A 21,838-nucleotide genomic window follows, 5' to 3' on the forward strand; every position below is an offset into this window, starting at 1 on the left:
TTACTAATATGTACAAAAGCTAAAGATTTATTATAGCAATTCAACGCGCACAGTTTCCCCTGTCTCGCTACTTTGCAGCGCCATCTCTATCAACTGGATGTTTTGTAGCGCTTGCTCTGCGGGAACTGGATTATCGGTGCCAAGTCGAATCGCATCGGCCACGGCTTTAAAATAGTGTTGATAACCACCGACTTCTGTCTCGATTAATTCTGAGCCTTGCTCACTGTAGAGTTGCCCATAGAGATATAAGTCTTCTTTTGCCCATTCGGGGCTGTCAGGTGCTCGTCCTTGCTTTAAATAGTCTTCTTGTTGGTCAAGGCCCTGTTTAACAAACTTGGCTTTAGTGCCCAACACATTAAAGCGTAAATTAGGCTCTGGGCTATAGAGGTTAGCGTGCAGATGCACCAGGTGATCGGGATAGTGTAAGATGAGGTTGAAGTAATCAATGGTCTGCGCGCCGGGGCGCATCATACGGCATTGGGCGTTAATCGCTTGTGGTAAACCAAACAGCACCAGCACTTGATCGAGTAGGTGAGGAGCAAGATCAAACAAGATCCCACCACCTTGTTGTGACTGCTCGCGCCAGCGTTGACGCACTTGCGGACGATAGCGATCAAAATGCGACTCAAACAGGCGAACTTCACCTAATCGTCCCTCTTTAATCAATTTTTGCACGGTGAGGAAATCCCCATCCCAACGTCGATTATGAAAGACACTCAGTAACAGACCTTGCTGATGGGCAAGAGCGATCAAAGCCCGCCCCTCTTCGACACTGGTGACAAAGGGTTTTTCGACAATCACATGCTTACCGTTTTCTAGCGCTCGCTTTGCTAAAGGAAAATGGACATCATTAGGCGCGGTGATGATTACTAACTCAGCATCGCTGTTATCTAACAAACTCTCTGCATCCTGATACCACTGAGCTTGTGGCCAATCAGCTTCGACCGCATCTTGCTGACTGGAACTGATCGCGCACAATGTCAGTTCAGGTAAACTTTGAATAAAAGGTAAATGGAAAGTTTTTGCCGAGTAGCCATAGCCAATAACGGCGGTTTTGATTGGGTGATAAGTCATGATTGAATCTTCTCTTTTAGTATGTCGAGACTATCTTCATCATGCCCAATGCTGCTCTTGGGGTAAAGGTTTGTTTATCATAGCAAGCATTTGATAGTCAGCAGCCCACAAAAGAAAAAACCACCATCAAACAGACAGTGGTTAGCACATAGAACTCAATTAAGCGGCGGCGATGTAATGTCGTTTGGTATGCTTTTTTTGTTGCAGCTCGGCTATCAACGCATCGATATCCACCTCGATATTAAAACGCTGCTTGAGATTGGCGAGGAAGATAGGATCTTCACACATCGCTTTTTGTGGCTCATCGCTGATTTTGGCGACGGGTCGCCCGCAACATTCCGTTAACTTAATCACGATAGACAGTGGCTTATAGACTTTGCCTTGCGCATTTTTCCAATCCGCGAGATCGTTAGTCAAGAAAGTACCGATCCCGAATGAAACGCGCACTCTGCCAGCGAAGTATTCACACAAATCGAGTGCTCGCGCAAAGTTGAGCCCATCGGAGAAAATAAATAGCTTGTTACGAGGATCGATACCAAGCTTCTCATAGTGAGCAATCATCTTATCACCCCAGGTAAATGGGCAACCTGAGTCATGCCGCACGCCATCATACGCTTTCGCTAAATGGACATTAAAATCGTTGAGAAAAGCATCAATATTTAAGGTGTCGGTTGGCGCAATAGCAAGCTGACCATCAAAAGCGCGCAGCCACTGTTCAAGGGCAACGCGTTGTGAGTCTCCGACATTAACCAACGCTTGATGGCCCATAAACCACTCATGAGCAATCGTACCAATCGGCTTGAGATTAAACTCACGAGCAAAATGATAATTACTGGTGCCTAATAACTGCTCAGGAATTTCTTGTTGTAAGTAAGCAATCACATCTCGCTGAACTTGGCTGGAAAAACGTCGCCGCGTACCCATTTCGGTCAATGAGAAGTTGCTGATCCCACGCTGAGCAATTTCTGCTTTTAAAGCTTGCACTTTATCAGCCAATACTTGCATCGGTAACTCGGCGGGCACTTGCGCCCAGTGACGACGACTACGAACTTCAGAGATCAAAGCCATCACTAATGTTTCATACAAAATGGTGTCTCGCCACGTACCTTGAATCGCGATGCGTAGCTGGCGCTTGCCCTCTTGCTTAATGATCCCCATTTCCACTTGACGCTCTGGTTGAAAATGGAAATAGCGTAATGACTGTAAAAAAGTGTGATTAAGGTGTGGGGCATGTTGCTCTAAATAAACAATGTCAGCATCCGAAAAACGCAGTGAAGCCAAATGATTGATTTCTTGGCGAACTTCTTCTAATAAGCCACTGATGTCTTCATCGCTGCGTACAATCAATTCATAGCGCACCTCAACATCCGGATACAACGAATGAACAGCCTGCATCATATTGATTTTATAGGCATCAAGATCCAGCAAACTGCGGATAAAAAGAGGAGAAAACAGGCGATCGCTCATGATGATGCCATCCTTTCGTTCGGTTTTATTCAGTCATTACGTTAGTAACAACGTGTTGCTAACTTTTGGCGAACAATAAATTACCCTTGCAAGTTTGTCAACTTTTGTGACAAACCTAGTCACCCACCAATTAACCTCGTTATAAATAGGGACAACGCAGATTAACCCGCTAGTTATAGCAACAATCACAGCACGTTTGTTATCCAAATTATGTTTGTCACAAAGTGTTATTTACATTTGACCATCATCATCCACTTACCTAGAATAGACCCGTTGTTGATAAGAGAGCCCATTATGATTGTCACTATCGATATGATTTGCCTGCGTCTTGCGCCAAAATCTATCCAAGTTTTATTGGTGAAACGGTCTAATCCGAACCGGCCGGATTGTGGTAAATGGGCATTGCCCGGTGGGATAGTCTATGACGAAGATATGACCGCTCATGGTGGTGAACCGGTCGATGAGGATTTTGATGCGGCGAGACGACGTATTTGTCGGCAAAAAGTCCATACCTATCCCAACTTTATCAGCGATCCGCTGGTTGATGGCAACCCCAAACGCGATCCGAATGGCTGGAGTGTCAGCATTTCTCATTACGCTTTATTAAACGCTTCTAATGTTAAACAGATCGAAGATTTTGGCATCGACCCCGAACGAGCCAATTGGTTTGATCTTCCCCCCCTACTTAACGGGGAAATGGCACTGGCTTTTGATCATGTCGCACAAATTCAGCATGCATGGCAAAAATTACGCGCTGCGGTTGAATACACGTCGGTAGTATTATTTTCATTAGAAAAAGAGTTTTTAGTGGCTGACATTATTGACGCCTACGCCAAGTTTGGCGTCGAAGTCAATCGTATGACCATTAAACGCCGCTTGATCAATACCGGAGTGATCGTCAGTACCAATAAAATGGCTGCCTCTTGTAAAGGCAAAGGTGGCAAGCCAGCCACCGTTTATCGTCTGGCTAGTCACGAAGTGACCTATTTTCAAACCTGTTTACGAGGTTAATTGATCGAAAATCATGTACAGTAACGGTGATGAGGTTAACTGATAATAGATAGGTAGGTAGGAAGCAATGCAGATTATTCTTGTTCATGGACTTTATATGCATGGCTTGGTAATGCATCCTCTGAGCCATCGTCTGCATAAATTGGGTTATCGTACTCAAACCATTAGCTACAACTCACTAGCCATTGATGATGAGACTATTTTCCGCCGTCTTGACCGGGCGATCGCTCATGGTTCCCATAATGCTTTAGTCGGACACAGTTTGGGCGGATTGGTGATTAAACGTTATCTAGAATCACGCACGCCTTCTGGTGATACCGTTTCCCATGTCGTTGCTATTGGCTCTCCTTTGCAAGGTGCTTCGATCGTCAATAAAATTGAGCAATTAGGTTTAGGGGCAGCATTAGGTAATTCTGCCGAATTTGGCTTAAAACAACACCATGACGAATGGCGCTATCCGCAAAAGCTTGGCAGTATTGCCGGCACAATACCTTTAGGTCTGCGCAGCCTTTTACTGCGTGATCAACTGGACTCCGATGGCACAGTGACAGTAGAAGAAACCAAAATAGCTGGCATGACAGATCACATCGCAATATCGACCACTCATACGAGCATGCTGTTTAATCATTCCGTTGCCGAGCAAATCGACCACTTCCTTCGCTATAACCGCTTCCGACGCTAAGGTCGTTGGAGACTTCTGGCGACCTTTTGCTTCACATCAAACCGATGACGGTAGAAAACATACCCACGATTCATTCAGAAGAAGATGTTGCCATCATCAGTGCTTTGCCATGCAATAAACAATCCGCAACTTTACGTCTGGCCGCTTTGACTAAATTGGCGAGTGTCTGCCGCGATACGCCCATGACCAACGCCGCCTCTTGCTGTTGTAAACCTTGGTAATCGACTAATCGGATCGCTTCAAACTCATCGGCTGCTAATGTGACGCGTTCTAATTGCGCCATCGGAATGCCGTTAGGTTTAAAACACGTTTGTGCAGGCACACCACAAATGTGTCTAGGAATTTTAGGACGAGCCATCACTTTTCTCTTTTCTGGGCATTCATAGCGCCGTTAATCGGTATTGTGTCATTTTAGCAAGAAAAGGCAACGTAACGCTTTATAATCAAGCTGATGCTGCTATCGATTGATAAATTTAACAAAATGATACAAAAGAAAAACAAATTAAACATTTATAACCTATCTCACATTCAACTTAGCTAATAATCAGTACACTCTGCCGGTTTTTGACTATTGGAGTACCTATAATGAATCGACTGTGGATCGGTTTTGGCTTGTTATTGATCCCGCAACTCGCGTCTGCAAGTAATGCCACCCATGACGCACCACTTGTACTTACTCATTCGACGATTGGCTATGCCTCTTTAATTTTATTTTGCTTCGCCTATGCGCTGGTGATGCTAGAAGAGTATTTGCAACTGCGTAAATCGAAACCAGTTTTGCTTGCAGCCGGACTGATTTGGGCGATGATTGGCTATGCCTATCAACAGCATGGTAATGTTGATATTGCACGAGCCGCGCTCGAACATAACTTGCTGGAATATGCAGAACTATTGCTGTTTTTGCTGGTTGCCATGACATACATCAGTGCGATGGAAGAGCGGCGCTTATTTGATGCGCTGCAAGCTTGGATGGTCGGTAAAGGCTTTAATTTTAAAACCTTATTCTGGCTGACCGGTATTTTGGCTTTCTTTATCTCACCGATTGCCGATAACTTAACCACCGCACTACTGATGTGCGCGGTAGTGATGAAAGTCGGTGGCAGCAACACTAAGTTTGTCAATCTGGCGTGTATCAATATCGTCTTAGCGTCTAACGCAGGGGGGGCATTCAGTCCATTTGGGGATATTACCACTCTCATGGTATGGCAAGCTGGTCATGTCACGTTTATGCAGTTTATGGATCTGTTTGTACCTTCGGTGGTCAATTATCTGATCCCTGCTTTCATTATGTCGTGGTTTTTACCCAAAGAGCAGCCAGATGCGGTTTATGAACAGGTAGAAATGAAACGCGGCGCACGACGAATTGTCGCACTGTTTATTTTTACCGTCGCAACCGCCGTCTCTTTTCATGCCCTATTCCACTTCCCACCCGTGATTGGCATGATGATGGGGCTTGGGTATTTACAATTCTTTGGTTATTTCCTCAGAAAAACATTAGCCAGCTCATTAGCTAAAAAAGCCGCAATGGCGATGGCGAAAAATGATGAGGCCGCGTTAAAACGTCTCGGTTCTGTGGTTCCTTTCGATGTTTTTCGACGTATTTCTCATGCCGAATGGGACACGCTCCTGTTTTTCTACGGCGTGGTGATGTGTGTCGGCGGGCTAAGCCTGCTCGGTTATTTAGGTCTGATGTCGGAGCTGATGTATACCCAGTGGGATCCAGTATGGGCAAATATTGCGCTGGGTATCTTGTCGGCGATTGTCGATAACATCCCTGTTATGTTTGCGGTATTGAGTATGGAACCGGAGATGTCGCTCGGCAACTGGTTATTAATTACCTTGTCTGCGGGCGTTGGTGGTAGCTTACTTTCTATTGGTTCAGCGGCTGGGGTGGCTTTAATGGGGGCAGCACACGGTAAATACACCTTTGTCGGCCACTTAAAATGGGCTCCGGTGATCATGCTGGGTTACGTAGCGAGTATTGCTGTGCACCTACTGCTCAACCAAGGACTATTTACCTAATCTTGTCTCAATATTGCTATGGTGTTGAAGACTGTCATCGACACCGCTAGCAACGCTCAATAAACCAAGGCAGAGGGATGATGATCATCAAATCCTCTGCCTTGCTTTTATTGATCAACGACCAGCATTTACGGTAATACCGCTAAACCATACACTGCCGTTAGTTGTTTTGTGGATCAGCATCTAAACGTACCCAGACATGGCTCATCTGGTACAACGCACACGCACTGCAGGTTAAAACTTCCCCGCCACCGTGAATACGCATCACTAAATCATCCCGCTTCTCTTTCGAACTTTGCCGAAACTGTATCGCCAATTGATTATCTTTAACAATAAAACTGCGTTGCCACAAACGAGTACCGTTCGACTCAAACGCCACTTCACCGTCTTTGAAGAGCAACATATCTTGATTATGCTGATTATCGTACTTACCTTCAAAAGAGAACGTCGGTCTATCAGCCAGACGCTCTAATTCTTCTTGGCTACAAGCGACTAACAGAGCAAGCAACAGCAGGGTAATTGCTGTTTTAAACCACTGACGATGCATGCTCCTTTCCTCCCGCTATGTGCTGCTTACTATCCTGCGAATGACGACCGCTGATTGATTCCGTTGAGCCAAGCATCACAACCTCTAGCGCTCAAATAAATACACATATTTTGGTAATGAACAATATGCATAAGTATAGAACAAGATTCGATTTACTGACTTAACCTTAGCGTGATCGTCGATTAATTAACCAACTCCTCGCGTGATCAACCAAACCCATTTGCTGATACCTACCTTTTCGCCAGTCACTAACGGTGAGAGTATCAAATGGTATCTGGTTATCGTACCTAGAGATGCGCAAAATGAATAGTCAGTAAAATCTGATTTATCACCCTACAAAAGCATTAATCGTCATCGAGAGAGCATTACCGAACTTATCCCTTTCCGACTTAACGCTACCGCTTTAACTCGAAAGGGGATAATCAACATTAGCGCAATAGAGTGATGTACCCTTGCAAAACGATCAGATTCACAATATCAATGAAAAAGGCCCCGACAATCGGCACGACCATAAAAGCTTGGGGAGAAGGTCCATAACGGTTGACTATCGACCCCATGTTCATCACTGCCGTTGGTGTCGCCCCTAAGCCAAAACCACAATGGCCACTCGCCATCACCGCGCCATCATAAGTTTTGCCCATTATTCGAAAAGTCACCGTATACGCGAACAGCGCTAATATCACCGATTGAACGCTAAGAATAATTAAAAAGGGCAGCGCAAGATCAAACACATTCCATAACTTAAGGCTCATCAGCGCCATTGCGAGAAATAATGACAGCGATACAGTGCCTAGAATATCGACCGTTTCGGTATCGATCTTACCCATTTTGCTCACCTCCAACAGATTGGTGATAGCAACACCGATAAAGAGCGCATAAACAAAATCCGGAACCATTAACCAAGCGATCTGAAAATGTGCCACCCATTGGCTAACATAATGTGCCCCTGTGACACACAGTAAAATCGTAGCTAAACTTTCGACTACTTTTTTAGCAGTCACACGGTCTTCTTCATGCTCGTTGTACGTGACAAGCTCAGGAAAACGTTGATGAGTTTGATTGCCAATACCGTAGTCAGATTGTAGATGATGTTTATCAATCAATCTTTTCGCCATTGGACTGCCAATGACCCCACCAATGATTAAGCCAAAAGTCGCAGAAGCCATGGCAATTTCGAGCACATTATCTAAGCCATAGACATTTTGAAAAGTCTGTGCCCAAGCCGCTCCGGTCCCATGACCGCCTGACAAGGTAATCGAACCCGCAATCAGCCCCATTAACGGATCTAACCCAAGCAAAGTCGCTAATGAAATGCCTACGGCGTTTTGAACAACGATAAAAACAGAAGCGACAGCCAAAAATAAAAAGACTTTGAGACCGCCTTTAACCAATTGAGTGTAATTAGCGGCAAGGCCAACGGTAGCAAAAAATATCAACATAAAGGTGTTTTGTAACGGCAAATCAAAACGTATATCTACCGCATTAAAATGTAATATGGTCAATACGCTGGCAACCACCAAACCACCGACGATCGGCTCTGGTATGGTGAATTTCTTCAAGATCGGGATGTGAAAATTAATAGAACGCCCTAAAAAAAGCACACTGATTGCCACTAGAAAAGACTCTAGTGGACCAATAGCAATAACCTGATTCATGTTACCTCTCAACTGCATGTATGATTTCGGTGATTCCCTAATTGAAATGGGTACTTTGGCAGGGTGCCTAGCAATAGCCTGTATTTCTAGAACCAATTGCCGTTAAATTCCCAAAAAATAAGAATAAAAAGCAAATTAATCGCCATTAATTCTCGTAATTTGAGAAACAGACAAGCATCAGCCCTCACACAGAATCATGATTGAAAAAGGTTGCTTATAGCCAAACAACTTGGAGCTGCAGGTAGAAAGAAGATATGAACAATGGCGGAAAAAGAGAAAGGAAAAAAGAAAGCCCAAGCGGCGTTTAGCGACTTGGGCTTCCTTTCTATTGAAGGCTATTAAAACGCTAACCTCAGTCATCGTCTCGAAACGAGACTTAACCAAAGATGCTGATATACCCTTGCAAAACGATCAGGTTAACAATATCAATAAAAAACGCACCGACAATCGGCACGACCATAAAGGCTTGTGGTGAAGGGCCATAACGATTGACAATCGAGCCCATGTTCATCACTGCCGTTGGTGTCGCTCCTAAGCCAAAACCACAATGCCCACCAGCAATCACCGCAGCATCATAATTGCTACCCATGAATTTAAAAGTCACGTAGTAGGTAAAGAAAGCGAGGACGATGGATTGTACAGTGAGGATAATTAAAAATGGAATGGCTAAATCGAGCACATTCCACAGCTTTAAACTCATCAACGCCATCGCCAAAAATAAGGACAGCGAGACGGTTCCCAGCATGTCGATGGTTTCAGTATCGAGCTTACGAACTTTCGTCACTTCGAGTACGTTAGTGATGATCACACCGATAAACAAGGCATAAACGAAATCAGGGATCATCAGCCATTGGATTTCTAAAGTACTTGCCCATTGTGAAACGTATCGCGCTCCAACCACGCAAACAATCAAAAAGAACAGTTGTTCAACCACCTTTTTTCCGGTGACTTTATCTTCTTCATTTTCGTTGTAGGTGATGATTTCAGGGTGCCGTTCATGGGTTTTAGAGCTTCGACCATACACAGATTCCATATTGTGTTTGTTTACCAAACGCTGGGCCACCGGGCTACCAATTAAGCCGCCAATGATCAAACCGAAGGTAGCCGATGCCATGGCTATCTCAAGCACATTATCAAGGCCATACATCTCTTGGAAAGTTTGCGACCAAGCGGCACCAGTACCGTGTCCGCCAGAAAGCGTAATCGACCCTGCCACTAAGCCCATTAATGGATCCAAGCCTAACGCAGTCGCCATCGAGACACCGATGCCATTTTGAATAATGATATAAAACGACGCGATGGCCAAAAACAGAAACACCTTGGCCCCGCCTTTGATAAGTTGTGTGTAGTTCGCCGCCAAGCCAACAGTGGCAAAGAACATCAGCATAAAGGTATTTTGCAGCGGTAAATCAAACTCTAAATCCATACCATAAAAATGCAGCATGCTGATCAGGCATGAAACAATTAAACCGCCGACAATCGGCTCTGGTATATTGAATTTATTTAAAATCGGCAGCCTGGCATTAACAAAGTGGCCTAAAAACAGCACGCTGATCGCCACTAAAAAGGACTCCAGTGCCCCAACTGAAATTAAATGATTCATACAACCTCATCATAATATGCTCTTCATCCTCCATGATGATTGAGGGTTAATGGGATAGTCTATTCGATAGCTCACGTCCACAAAGATACGTATCTCAACCGTTGTTGTGCGCCTTAGGCTGATTTAATGGGTGGAATAAGCGATGGTTAACTCACGCTGTTTACCCTTTAAAATGTAAAAAGGAGCACACCACAAGTGGGTGGTTGCGCTCCTTTTTGCTGTTGAGCGTGCGCGAAAGCGGGTCTTTCTGGGCCACAATAGGCTCCTTTACATCAACAGAAATGACCGATGCTATCGGATAGCGTTGTGGCTATAGCCTCTATCGCCAAATCATTTGGGATAGAACAAGAGAAGATGTCCCTAGGGCGAATTTACCTTTAGCGATGTTTATTTTTTCAGCTAAAAATCAACACGCCCTAGCCTGCAATTTACTTGTTCCTATCGTAGTGGAATACTCTGACTCATGGATAGGTTGTGAGTCGAAACCAAGGAAAAACTCAAGTTCGCAACAGGCTGCATGGCCATAACCGGGCCGGACTATAGCACAGGAACCACGATTTTAGGTAACCCTATCCCATTGGCGGAAGGCACATTATTACAAATATGTGACAAAAATATGAATTAGGATAATCACAAAGGTAAATGATTCTCACCAATCATCACTGACCGATGGGGCCACCACCTGTACAGGGAAACCATTTTGCGCAGCAATGGCCGCTCGAGCACGTGCGTCAGAATGATGAGAGGCGCTCAGCCACCAAGTTAACTCAACCGGCAAATCAAGGGATTTTTTACTCCCATCACTACGGGTTAGAGGCTCATGAGCTTCAAGGTATACACTGCGATCAGGCTCCAGCGTGACTTTGATCGGCTCATCGATGATCCGCACTTTTACCCCGCGATCCACTTGGTGAAAAAGCCACTCAATGTCTTTAGGATCCATACGAATACAGCCCGAACTCACGCGCATGCCAATCCCAAAGTCTTTGTTAGTGCCATGAATCAGATACTCTCCTGAACCATAGGCTAAGCGCATTGCATAGTTACCCATCGGATTATCTGGACCGGCAGGAACCACCGCGGGTAACTCAATACCACGCTGCAAATACTCATTACGCACTGACTGCGGCGGAGTCCAAGTTGGGTTACGGCGCATTTGGCTGATTTGTGTGGTCATTTCTGGCGTATCACGGCCAATTCGACCAATTCCAACCGGGAAAATATGCACCTGCTGAGTATTAGGTGGAAAATAATACAAACGCAACTCGGCAAGATTGACCACAATGCCTTGATACTCAACCTCAGGTAAAATGACCTGTGAAGGAATCGTCAACACCAAACCCGCTTGGGGGAGAAACGGGTCGAGGCCTTTATTGGCCGCCATTAAAGCCAGAAAACCGACATCATATTGGCCTGCTATCTGCGCCAACGTTTGTCCTTCTTGCACTTCATGATAATGCATCCGCCCGACTAGGCGACTGCCCTCTTTAGGCAAGTCATAGACTGCCGCTTGCAAAGAGGCGAGCCCACTTAACCAGAGTAAACCGATGAGAAACCCGTTACGCAACATCAATAGGATTATCCTTTGCTTCTTTGTAGAGACGTAAGGTTACTTCTCTTGCTACTTTATGATCAACCATCGGTGAAGGATATAACAGAGACTTAACACCAGGCCATTTCCAAGGCGTATGAATATAGGCAGTAGGCACACTGGCCAGTTCAGGCACCCATTGACGAATAAATTGCCCGCTGGGATCAAACCGCTCACCTTGAGTAATCGGGTTAAAAATTCGAAAATAGGGCTGACCATCACAACCGGTGGAAGCGCACCATTGCCAACCGCCATTATTCGCAGCGTAATCACCATCGATTAATTGCTGCATAAAGTAGCGCTCTCCCCAATGCCAATCGATATGCAGATCTTTGGTCAGAAAACTCGCTACGACCATTCTTAATCGGTTATGCATCCAACCGGTTTGATTTAATTGCCGCATCGCCGCATCGACAATCGGATAGCCAGTTTTACCCTCACACCAACGAGCAAAAGCTTGCTTATCATCCGACCATTGCAGTCGATCACCCCATGAATGAAAAGCTTTGCCTTTCGATAATTTACTTTCAAACACCAATAGATGCTGATAAAACTCGCGCCAAATCAATTCACTCAACCAGATTTCCGCGCCAGAAGATAACAGGGCGGATTGCGATTGCGCATACATTCGCGCCATACATTGCCGCACCGAGAGCATGCCAATCGCCAGATAAGGAGAAAGCCGACTCGTGCCTTCCTGAGCCGGGAAATCACGTTGCTGATGATAATCATCGATCGATTGCTGGCAAAACTGACGTAATTGGTGGCGAACGGTTTCAAAATCTACGGGCCATTGATCACTCGATACTCGTGGATAAGCAAAGTCTTGCCTCTCATTCCACAACGCGTTGTGTTCAGAAGCCAGTAACGGGTTCACCGCAGCAGTTGGAGTTGAAACGATGACTGGCGGTGTAAACCGACTCAACCATGCCCGTTTGAAAGGTGTAAAGACTTTAAAATACTCGCCTTGTTTATTTAATACCTGCCCAGGCGTAAGTAGACACTTATCATCACAAGCTAACCAATCAATCCCGAGCGTACTTAATGCCTGTTCAGTTTGGCTATCCCGCTGCTGTTCATTCCATTCATAGTCGCGATTGACCAACACTTGATTGACCGACAAGCTTTGTGCAAATTCACTGACCACTTGACTTGCTTGTTGATAGTCATCAACCTGTTTGTAAAATAAAGGAATATTTAATGCCGCTAATTCTTGCTGCAAAGTAAACAAACGGCGATAAATGAAATCTGCTTGGATCGGAGCCAAGTCATGACGTTGCCACTGATGAGGTGTGGCCACGAAAAGGGCCGAAACCGATTCACCGCTGGCAATCGCCTGCTGTAATGCTGTGTTATCTATCGCGCGCAAATCTCGGCGCAACCAGACCAGTTTCATGACTCATTCTCCTGATGGGTTAAGACATCCAAAACACTGGATAAGACCAAGTGATCCTGCAGTTGGGTTTTCAACTGAGCCAACGCAGAGCGCTGCGCTTCTGCTAAACTTCGATGTGAAAACACACTCACTCCTTGCCAGTCGTGCAAACTTTCGTGCTGGAGCAAGCCACTCATATCGTCAACGCCTTCAATAAACGTCACTTGATAGCCTTTTTCAGCCCACATTACCGCCCAAAGCCAAGCAAGAATGCTACCGTGTCCATCAAAGCTGATACACAAACAAGGACCACGATGCGCCGCTTTATTTTCCGATTCGAGAATACTCGATAATTTACTGAGCATCAGGCTGCTAAACAGCCCCTTTTGCAGCGAGCGTAATGGTCCTTTGACCTTTTCCAGAGCTTCAATCACCGGCAACACAAACTGCGCTTCAATAATATCCAAAGGGTATTCTTTCATTACCGTGGCAATCACATTCGCGGCTTTGGCTCGTTTCAATTTAGCCAACGCGTCCAGTAACGCCGAACACGCTTCAAGCTCTCCACCCGGGTCCAGCACCTCACTTTCCGGTAGTTGATTGTTGTGTAACAACTGACTTACTTTGCCAATCGAGACGCCTTTTAATAACCAGCTCTGAATGGTTTGGATCGTCTGAATATCCTGTTCGGTATACAGCCGATGCCCTTTCTCGGTACGTAAAGGTTGCAACAAGCTGTAGCGACGCTGCCAAGCACGTAACGTTACAGGCTTAACACCGGTTAACTCCGCAACTTCACGAATCGCATAGTGCTTCGCCTCATAGTCCATAACGTAATCTCAATGCTTGTGGGTGGGGATCTAAATAACGCTGCTGACTAAGATACTCATCAGGATACATGGATAAATAGTGCTTAATTAACGTTAAAGGCGCGAGCAGAGGCAATAAACCTTGACGATATTCATCAATCACTCGCGCTAACTCGGCTTTCTGTTGTGCGGTCAAAGAGCGTTTAAAATAACCTTGGATGTGCATTAGCACGTTAGTATTATTTTTACGGCTAATACGGTGAGTAAGTGCTTGCATTAAGCCTAAGCGATATTGCTCGATAAAGGTGTCGGTCGGATATTTGGTCACTTCCGCGACTAAACGCCCTAAAGCTTTGTAGGACATCGGATGATGAGCCATTAAAGAGAGTTTATAACGCGAATGGAATTCCACGACTTTACCTGCCGTTGGCTGTGAGCCAAGCGATTGGTAAAAATCATTTAAACAAAAAACGCGAGTAATAAAATTTTCTCGCAGCACAGGGTCATTTAATCGACCATCCTCTTCAACCGGTAACCAAGGCATCCGTTGCATTAATTGTTGCGTGTACAACCCGACGCCATTTTTTTCAGCGCCGCCTCGTTCACCGTAGACTTTGACTCTTTCCATGCCACAGGTCGGCGATTTAGCACACACGATATAGCCGGATAAATGTTCAGATTGCAGCTGCTCTATTTTCTGCTCAGAATAATTGAGTAAGGCCGCCGTATGATCGCGGCTGGCATCTTTTGTTTCCACCAAGGCGATGCGTTCATTATTCGACATTAAACGTATGGTTGGTCGTGGCACTGGTAGCCCCATACCGACTTCGGGACAAACGGAAACAAATTCGAAGAAGTTGGCCAACTCTTTGGTAACAAAGTTGCTTACTTTATGCCCAGAGTCAAAGCGAACCGGTTCACCGAGTACACAAGCGCTAATACCAACGCGAATAGGGGTCGATTCCATCTTTTTTCTCCTAATGACGATAATGTTGGGTAACATCACTCACGGTTGTACAATTATTTTATTTGTATAAGGTATAGCACAGCTCCGCAAAGTTATACAAATTATTTTTTTGTACATGAAACTGAGCATCTTTTGTCTCCCTATTCGATTAAGCAGCTAAAAAGCCTAAAATTACAGCGAGAAAACGAGTGTTTTGTGATTCAAACGATTAACAAATCGATTGCGCCATCAAATTAAACAGATTTAGTTATCAATAAGGGATTCAAAAGATTATCAAGGTGTTTTTGTGACTTAGTTCTCACGGAGTACTGGTACGACAAGATAGTATTGCTGCAACTGAACATTCATCAGTCAACAATAATCGTAATTAACTATTGTGACTGATTAACTCTTGGAGAAAAATGATGGCGACCCCACATATTAACGCACAAGCAGGCGCATTTGCAGAAACCATTTTGATGCCTGGCGATCCGCTTCGCGCAAAGTTCATCGCCGAAACCTATTTAGACGATGTGACCCAAGTTTGTGATGTCCGTAACATGTTCGGTTACACCGGTTTTTACAAAGGTGTCAAACTGTCCGTCATGGGTCACGGCATGGGAATTCCATCCGCGAGCATTTATGTACACGAACTGCTGGCTGAATACGGCGTAAAAAATATTATTCGTATCGGTAGCTGTGGCGCTGTTCGTGATGATGTTAACTTAATGGATGTGGTGATCGCGATGGGCGCATCAACCGATTCTAAAGTAAACCGCATCCGTTTCGGCGGGCATGATTTTGCTGCAGTGGCCGATTATGACTTGCTAGAAACCGCAGTTAACCAAGCGCGCGCTCATCAAATTCCAGTTAAAGTCGGTAATATTTTCTCTGCTGACCTCTTCTATACTCCAGAGCCAGAAATTTTTGAAAAGATGAAAAAGCTAGGCATCTTAGGTGTCGATATGGAAGTCGCTGGTATTTATGGTGTTGCGGCTGAGCACGGCGCTCGCGCACTCGCTATTCTCACCGTCTCTGATCATATTTTGCGTGGTGAAAAACTCAGCTCTGAAGAACGTCAAAAATCGTTCCATGAGATGATGACCATTGCGCTCGATACGGCAATCAACCTTTAATTTTTTACCCCGAGGGGGAGATCGTGTCTAACGACCAATTACCAGCGGCCGCTGAAGGTTTGCAACTCAACTTTTGTAAAACATTGGCGTGTGATAACTTTGGCTTGAGCGACGCAAAACATTATGTTCTGCAACATGCGAACCCAAAGCGGCCAACGATGGTTTGTCGTGAGTGTGGAGCTTTCCCCCCCTTACTTAATAATCGCGATGTGCTTAATGAGCTGCATCGCTTACGTCAGCAACACCGTGATGGTTTGCCCGCGTGCCGGCGCGATAATTGTCAAAATTTTGGCTTATCGGTGCACACTCACAAACACCTTTATCACGCTTTTGGTTACAGTGGCGACAGACAGCGTTATCGCTGTAAACAGTGCCACTCGACTTTTGTCGATAAATGGTCAGGTTCGAATAATAAACTTTTATTACAAGAGAGCTTACTCGGCTTGCTGTTTACCGGATATTCTGTGCGCGAGATTTGCCGCAAGTTACACATCAATCCTAAAACTTTTTATGATCACGTCGAACACATTGCCAGCCGATGCCGACGTAAATTAGCCATGATTGACGCGCGATGGGTCAATCACGCCAAGACGTATCAGTTAGCCTCTTATTATTTGCCGCTACAACCTCGCAGCAATAATGGCGCGCTGTGGATGGCAACGGGTGATGCCAAAACCGGTTATATTTTGTGTCAGCATGTCAACTATTCAATCCATGAACAGGCGCAAGGAACGAACGATCACGATCCTTATCATCTACCTGCACGTTTTGTCAGTAAAGATTACTCTTCAGAATCAAACCTCCCGCTGTCAGTTTCTTCATCTATTTTACGGGAACGGATTGATCAAAAATATCAAACGATTTTAGCGCGAGGCAATGTTGAAGACCCAATGGGGAATTTAACGCGTTTTGATTATCCTTCAAAAGGAGCATTAATTCGCCCGCCCTATACTGCGTATGCTCATTATCTGCATGTGCTCGATCTGTGCCACAGTGATAAACCTGTGACAATTTTTATGCCCCAAGATCCTTTACTACGCTCTGCCTCAATGAGTGTTTGCTTACCTCGTATCCAAAATAACACCGTACATCTGATGTACGTTGAAGAGGATGAAACCTGGTCAAACCATCATGCATTCAACAAAATCGATATCGTCCTCATGGGCTGGTGGCGAGATCGATGGGCGATTATTAATCATCAGAATAGCGCGAAAGGGATCTGTTATTTAGCGGGTAATCATCCCGATCCTGAGCATTGGTTATCGATCGCTTCCACCCGTCAAATAGCTTTCTACCAACAGCGCTTCCAATTACTGTTTGAATCGTTGATCAATGAACCGCGTCGTAAATTACGTCCCGGTGGCATCTTGCCGTTATTGGATATTTTCCGTGCTTGGCATAACCTCTGTTATCAAGATAAATATGGTTTCACCGCAGCACAAAACTTAGGCGTAACTCAACAGCCTTTAACATTAAAAGAGCTTTTATCATAACGTAGCCTCCGCCAGCATTAAAAACCGCCCGCAAAAACACTCTTCATCCCCTGCGGGCGGTATTCAGTACTCAATCAAGGTCATAGGCTTGAACACAGGGTCTATCGACCCCATCACGTATTCACACTAAACTAAGAGGGAAGTGACTTTCTTACCACACCTTGGGGTGAATCAAGAAATGTGAACTAAGATCAATAAATACAGTGTCATCGAGTAATTCACAGTACATTACTTGTCGATAGAGATAAGCTTAAGCCTAAAGACCATGCACAAAAAGGTTCAATCATCCTTGATTAGGAAAGATAGCCTAAGGTTAATCAATCAGCATGGTACTGATAAGGATGATCATTTGGATAAGCATCAGCGCCTCCTCGAACAGGAAATTAAACAACTAAAATCGAGAATTGATTCTGAACCTCAACAGGTCATCGCTATCGCTCAGCAATGTTTATCTCGAGCCGAGCAGTTGGATTATTCTCAGGGTATCTTGCAATCACAGATCATTCTCTCACGTTGCGCTTGGGTCAATGGCGATTATCGCCTTGGTTTGAAAACCATTAAGCAAGCTTATCTCCACCAACACAGCCAAGATAATGATGATTATCTTGCCGAAATTTTTCATGTTCATGCTCTGCACTTCTGGGGACAAGCAAAATATTACACCGCACAACAGTATTGGATTAATGCGCTTGAGCAAGCTTCCCTTGTCGATGATACCGAAATCCTAATCGAAAGCCTTATCGGACTGGGTAATATTTGGCGCATGACTCATGACTATCAACTGGCTTGTTCTACCCATGAATTAGCCGTCAAAGTCGCCAATAATTGTCGAATCGCTTGGTTAGAAGGCAAAGCTCGGATTTTATGGGCTTGGGACCTTTATCTGCTCAATCATTACTTAGATATGCTTTCTGTGCTCGATGGCGCAGAAGAAGCCTTGCAAACTCATGCCGATCAAACTTGGCAAGCAGAAATATGGGATTTTCGTAGCCTCGCATTATTGGGTTTAGAACGTTTAGCGGATGCCGAACAAGCCACACAACGCGCGCATGATTTAGCTGAGCGACATAACCTGCCATGGATGAAAGCTCACGCTTATATTAGCCGCGCACGATTAGAATTATTGCGTAAAGACATCGATAAAGCCGGTCAGTTACTCGCTTTGGCCGAACAATCTGCAGAAAAATTCGATGATAGAGAGCTGCTCTCGCAAATTTGCTATCAACAATCGTTAGTCGCGGAAGAGAGTGGCAATTACCCGCAAGCATTGGCCGCCTTTCAAAAATATCGACAGCTTTCTCTTAGCATGCAACGTGAACATACCGCGCACTTAGGGTTAGATAAGGCGCGCCTCTCAAAACGGCAATTAGAACAGCGGGCTCGAAAACTCACTCATCGTATCCGCTCCCAGTATGAATATGATCCACAAAAACATTTATCTAATGTGGTGTCCGAAAACTACTGGTGGGAGCAACTGATGCTTTACAAAGCGGAATTAAAGCAAAGTAAACATTGCGTGTTGATCATTCGTCATGACGATCCCTCCTATTTAGATACCTGCACGGAAATCATCCATACCTTATGTGTCGCGCCGGATTTATTATCCCGTTTAAGCCCAACACGATTAGCGTTATTGTTGGCGGAAACCGGCCCTCAAGCCCAGCAGTTTTATCATACCCTTGAGCAAATATTGGATGTTTATCCATGGCAACGCAAAGGCTTAACCGGACCAAAACCACGATTAACTTGGCATGATATCTTGAGTTTTCCGTTTACTTTGGAACAATTAGAACAACTTCAAGCACAGGAAGAGGCCAATGGAAACACTGCTCAATAAAATTCAGGATGCAGGGTTAGACGTCACCGCCGTGAATGGGGAAGAAGCGATCATCTTTTGGCATCATGTTTATCAACATATCGCCAATTCTCCTGAAGAAAAAGCCTTGTGTCTTACGTTAAGTGCCGAGTATCGCGCGGAACTAAACCAATTAACAGCCAGCTCTGAGGAGTTAAATGCAGCACTGGAACTGCTCAGTGCCAGCAAAAACATTGAGCTAATTTTAAGTATTAAACAGAGTCTCAGCGAACGCTTAATTGAGCTTAGCCACTACCATGCGGCACTCAACGAATACGTGACTATCTCCCACCTTGCCGTCACCCATGGCTATATTGATGACTTTGCACAATCAGTACTTGGGATGGGAAACTTATGTGATGCTTACGGCGATCATAACCGTGCGCTGCGTTATTACCAAAAAATCGATGCGCTTGACCACGCTCTCAGTAGCCGATCGTTACGCTTACGTTATAAATTACATATGCTGGCCTGCTATCTGCATCTTCAACGTTTTTCGGCGGCTTATGATTTACTCAAGGAGTGCGAAGAGCTCAGTATCTTGGTCAGTGATAAAACCTTGATGGGGCAAATTGCGCTGTATCAAGCGAAGTTATGTCGTCAACACGGTCAACTGGATCAAGCAGTCACTCGACTATCCCATGTCCAATACGTCAGTGGTAACGTCCATTCGATGTGGCTATCTAACATGATACGCATTGAACAAGCTTATTGCTTATTAGAGTTAGATAAAGCACACATGGCAGCGTTGCTACTCACTACCACGGAAAAACGTCTTAAGAAACTTAACGTACCGATTTTAGAGCAGAGTCTGTATGCGGCATTCAGTGAAGTGTGTGAACGCCAAGGCGACTATCAACGCGCTTTATATTATGAGAAAAAAGGCTTTCGCTTAGAGTCTGATTTAGTAAAACGTATTCCGATTGGTGAACTGGGTGCGGCTCAGCTGCGCCGCTTAGCTCGTTTTGAGCCACAATTAAAACTGATTCTCTCTGAACAAGAAAATCGTGAGCTAAAAGAAACGACTGAGCATCAAAAAAACACCGTTGCTCAATTACAACAAGACGTGTTCACCGATCCATTGACTCAATTACATAACCGCCGTTGGTTAGAAATAAAGCTGAAAGATTTACTGCTCCACGAGACGTCCTTTGCTTTTTTAGTGGTGGATATTGATCACTTTAAATCGATTAATGATGAATTAAGCCATTTAGTCGGTGATAAAGCGATTACTCATGTTTCTGAAACGCTTGCCGATTATTTTAAGTTTCGTGGCGCCTCCTGTGTGCGCTTTGGTGGAGAAGAATTTTTAGTCATCCTTGAAGGCTGTTCATTAGATCAAGCCATCATGCATGCCGATACCTTTCGAGAACGCATCGTCAATTACGATTGGCAAACCATATTAGGCGAACGAGGTCTCACCGTCAGTATTGGTATCACCCTCCATCGTGATGGTGAAAATACTCAGCGAACCTTCTATCGTGCTGATAAAGCGCTTTACAGAGCGAAAGCCAATGGCCGCAATCAAGTTTGTAGTGAATAGTCATCAACTACAAACTTGATCTAAAACGCTTAATTTTTGCTTAAATTGCTTGGAAAAGGCCTCGAATCCACCTAAGATCGGCCACTGTTCACTTTTATAAATTTAACAAAAAGCGAATTCAGACCCCATAAAAAATCGACAAAGCAACGATTACACCCAAGAGTCTGAACGCGGAGCATTTATGCATACAACGTCATTAATCAATCATGAAAAACTGGCTCACCCTAAACCACAATCAACAGCCGATACCGTCACCACGGTCAACAGTATTGATGCTTTAGCGATGGTAGAGCATAGCAGTGAGTTAACCTTAAGTATTACCACACCGGTAGGAACAAAATTTCTTTGCAAAACCGCGTTTATTGGTACTCATTCAGACACTTATTTACTGATTGAAACGCCTAAAATTTCAGCCGATGACTTGAGTTATTACTTCCAGCAAGGTTTTTGGATCCATATTCGCGCTATTTCATCGCGCGGTGAAGGGGCAAAAATTCATTTCCGTAGCCAACTGCTGCATACCATTCAAGATCCTTTGGCTCTTTTGGTACTTTCTATCCCCAATACCATGCAGGTGACGCAATTGCGTCAAGAACCCCGTTATGAGGTTAATTTGGCGGCTCGTGTGATTTGTGAAAACCAACGTTCTGAATGTGAGGTGAGAGATCTATCGAAAAATGGTTGCCGTTTTATCACACCACCATTAAGCCGCCATTGGCAAGTTGGCGATCATGTCAGTATTGATATCTCGACTGAGCGACAGCATAGCCAAGTTTTTTCGCCTCTAACTGGACGAATTTGCAATCTACAGCGCTCGATTCATCACGTTCGGTATGGCTTGAAATTTGACGAGTCAGGAAGAGAAAGTGCGAAAACGCTGCTCGGGCAGTTAAAGTTCAATGGTACTAAACTGATGCTGACGAAATCATCTCAATAAAACATCATTTTCTTAACGACAAAAAAATAGCCAGTCGCAACACGGCGACTGGCTTGTATTGGGTGAACAAATTGTCGTTCACTAACAACGTC

The 21,838-nt window shown here is 44.7% G+C and carries 18 protein-coding genes; 8 read left to right on the forward strand and 10 right to left on the reverse strand.

Features of this window, described 5'->3' with window-relative positions; translation table 11 throughout:
- Positions 1 to 30 precede the first annotated feature (30 nt).
- Both CAG60_RS08455 and pncB read right to left on the reverse strand, forming a co-directional pair.
- A complete protein-coding gene (locus CAG60_RS08455; RefSeq protein WP_161438730.1) occupies positions 31 to 1,074 on the reverse strand; it encodes an oxidoreductase in 1,044 nt (347 codons plus the stop codon).
- 159 nt (positions 1,075 to 1,233) lie between these two features.
- On the reverse strand, positions 1,234 to 2,541 hold the full coding sequence (gene pncB, locus CAG60_RS08460) for a nicotinate phosphoribosyltransferase (protein WP_161425987.1): 1,308 nt from the start codon (positions 2,539 to 2,541) through the stop codon (positions 1,234 to 1,236).
- A gap of 294 nt (positions 2,542 to 2,835) precedes the next feature.
- On the opposite strand from pncB, the gene CAG60_RS08465 reads away from it, so the two are divergent.
- Both CAG60_RS08465 and CAG60_RS08470 read left to right on the forward strand, forming a co-directional pair.
- Positions 2,836 to 3,552, forward strand: a complete 717-nt coding sequence (locus CAG60_RS08465; protein WP_158145282.1) for an NUDIX hydrolase — start codon at positions 2,836 to 2,838, stop codon at positions 3,550 to 3,552.
- A gap of 67 nt (positions 3,553 to 3,619) precedes the next feature.
- Complete coding sequence (locus CAG60_RS08470; protein WP_161425988.1) at positions 3,620 to 4,234, forward strand: PGAP1-like alpha/beta domain-containing protein; 615 nt, start codon at positions 3,620 to 3,622, stop codon at positions 4,232 to 4,234.
- Positions 4,235 to 4,304: 70 nt separating this feature from the next.
- On the opposite strand, the gene CAG60_RS08475 is transcribed toward CAG60_RS08470, so the two are convergent.
- Complete coding sequence (locus CAG60_RS08475) at positions 4,305 to 4,592, reverse strand: DUF134 domain-containing protein (protein WP_161425989.1); 288 nt, start codon at positions 4,590 to 4,592, stop codon at positions 4,305 to 4,307.
- A 227-nt stretch (positions 4,593 to 4,819) separates the two neighbouring features.
- Between CAG60_RS08475 and nhaD the strand changes: the two genes are divergently transcribed.
- A complete protein-coding gene (gene nhaD, locus CAG60_RS08480) occupies positions 4,820 to 6,256 on the forward strand; it encodes a sodium:proton antiporter NhaD (protein WP_004396793.1) in 1,437 nt (478 codons plus the stop codon).
- A gap of 160 nt (positions 6,257 to 6,416) precedes the next feature.
- On the opposite strand, the gene CAG60_RS08485 is transcribed toward nhaD, so the two are convergent.
- The 7 genes from CAG60_RS08485 to CAG60_RS08515 all read right to left on the reverse strand — a co-directional run bounded on the left by CAG60_RS08485 (position 6,417) and on the right by CAG60_RS08515 (position 14,803).
- Positions 6,417 to 6,803, reverse strand: coding sequence for a hypothetical protein (locus tag CAG60_RS08485; RefSeq protein WP_004396794.1), 387 nt, complete (start codon positions 6,801 to 6,803; stop codon positions 6,417 to 6,419).
- A 428-nt stretch (positions 6,804 to 7,231) separates the two neighbouring features.
- Positions 7,232 to 8,458 carry a sodium/glutamate symporter gene (gene gltS / locus CAG60_RS08490; protein ID WP_161438731.1) on the reverse strand — a complete coding sequence of 409 codons (1,227 nt, stop codon included), beginning with the start codon at positions 8,456 to 8,458 and terminating at the stop codon, positions 7,232 to 7,234.
- 376 nt (positions 8,459 to 8,834) lie between these two features.
- On the reverse strand, positions 8,835 to 10,061 hold the full coding sequence (gltS, locus tag CAG60_RS08495; protein WP_004396796.1) for a sodium/glutamate symporter: 1,227 nt from the start codon (positions 10,059 to 10,061) through the stop codon (positions 8,835 to 8,837).
- 649 nt (positions 10,062 to 10,710) lie between these two features.
- Entirely contained in the window at positions 10,711 to 11,631 is a 921-nt protein-coding gene (locus CAG60_RS08500) for a L,D-transpeptidase family protein (protein WP_161438732.1), read from the reverse strand.
- On the reverse strand, positions 11,621 to 13,048 hold the full coding sequence (gene phrB, locus CAG60_RS08505; RefSeq protein WP_161425992.1) for a deoxyribodipyrimidine photo-lyase: 1,428 nt from the start codon (positions 13,046 to 13,048) through the stop codon (positions 11,621 to 11,623). Before phrB ends, CAG60_RS08500 begins: the two co-directional genes overlap by 11 nt.
- Positions 13,045 to 13,857, reverse strand: a complete 813-nt coding sequence (locus CAG60_RS08510) for a MerR family transcriptional regulator (protein WP_004396799.1) — start codon at positions 13,855 to 13,857, stop codon at positions 13,045 to 13,047. Before CAG60_RS08510 ends, phrB begins: the two co-directional genes overlap by 4 nt.
- Positions 13,847 to 14,803 carry a YbgA family protein gene (locus tag CAG60_RS08515; protein ID WP_158137191.1) on the reverse strand — a complete coding sequence of 319 codons (957 nt, stop codon included), beginning with the start codon at positions 14,801 to 14,803 and terminating at the stop codon, positions 13,847 to 13,849. Before CAG60_RS08515 ends, CAG60_RS08510 begins: the two co-directional genes overlap by 11 nt.
- A 404-nt stretch (positions 14,804 to 15,207) precedes the next feature.
- On the opposite strand from CAG60_RS08515, the gene deoD reads away from it, so the two are divergent.
- The 5 genes from deoD (at position 15,208) to CAG60_RS08540 (ending at position 21,746) form a co-directional block, all read left to right on the forward strand.
- The gene (deoD, locus tag CAG60_RS08520) at positions 15,208 to 15,918 is read left to right on the forward strand and encodes a purine-nucleoside phosphorylase (RefSeq protein WP_004396801.1); all 711 of its coding nucleotides are present in this window, start codon (positions 15,208 to 15,210) and stop codon (positions 15,916 to 15,918) included.
- A gap of 23 nt (positions 15,919 to 15,941) precedes the next feature.
- A complete protein-coding gene (locus tag CAG60_RS08525) occupies positions 15,942 to 17,411 on the forward strand; it encodes an IS1 family transposase (RefSeq protein WP_161438733.1) in 1,470 nt (489 codons plus the stop codon).
- Positions 17,412 to 17,760: 349 nt separating this feature from the next.
- The gene (locus CAG60_RS08530) at positions 17,761 to 19,248 is read left to right on the forward strand and encodes a hypothetical protein (protein WP_161426021.1); all 1,488 of its coding nucleotides are present in this window, start codon (positions 17,761 to 17,763) and stop codon (positions 19,246 to 19,248) included.
- A complete protein-coding gene (locus CAG60_RS08535; protein WP_161438734.1) occupies positions 19,229 to 20,809 on the forward strand; it encodes a GGDEF domain-containing protein in 1,581 nt (526 codons plus the stop codon). The genes CAG60_RS08530 and CAG60_RS08535 overlap by 20 nt, the downstream gene beginning before the upstream one ends.
- A 283-nt stretch (positions 20,810 to 21,092) precedes the next feature.
- A complete protein-coding gene (locus tag CAG60_RS08540) occupies positions 21,093 to 21,746 on the forward strand; it encodes a flagellar brake protein (protein ID WP_237667766.1) in 654 nt (217 codons plus the stop codon).
- The last annotated feature ends 92 nt before the right edge of the window (positions 21,747 to 21,838 follow it).

Origin of the sequence: Vibrio sp. V33_P6A3T137 (assembly GCF_009904835.1) — a bacterium.
Lineage (GTDB): Bacteria > Pseudomonadota > Gammaproteobacteria > Enterobacterales > Vibrionaceae > Vibrio > Vibrio metschnikovii.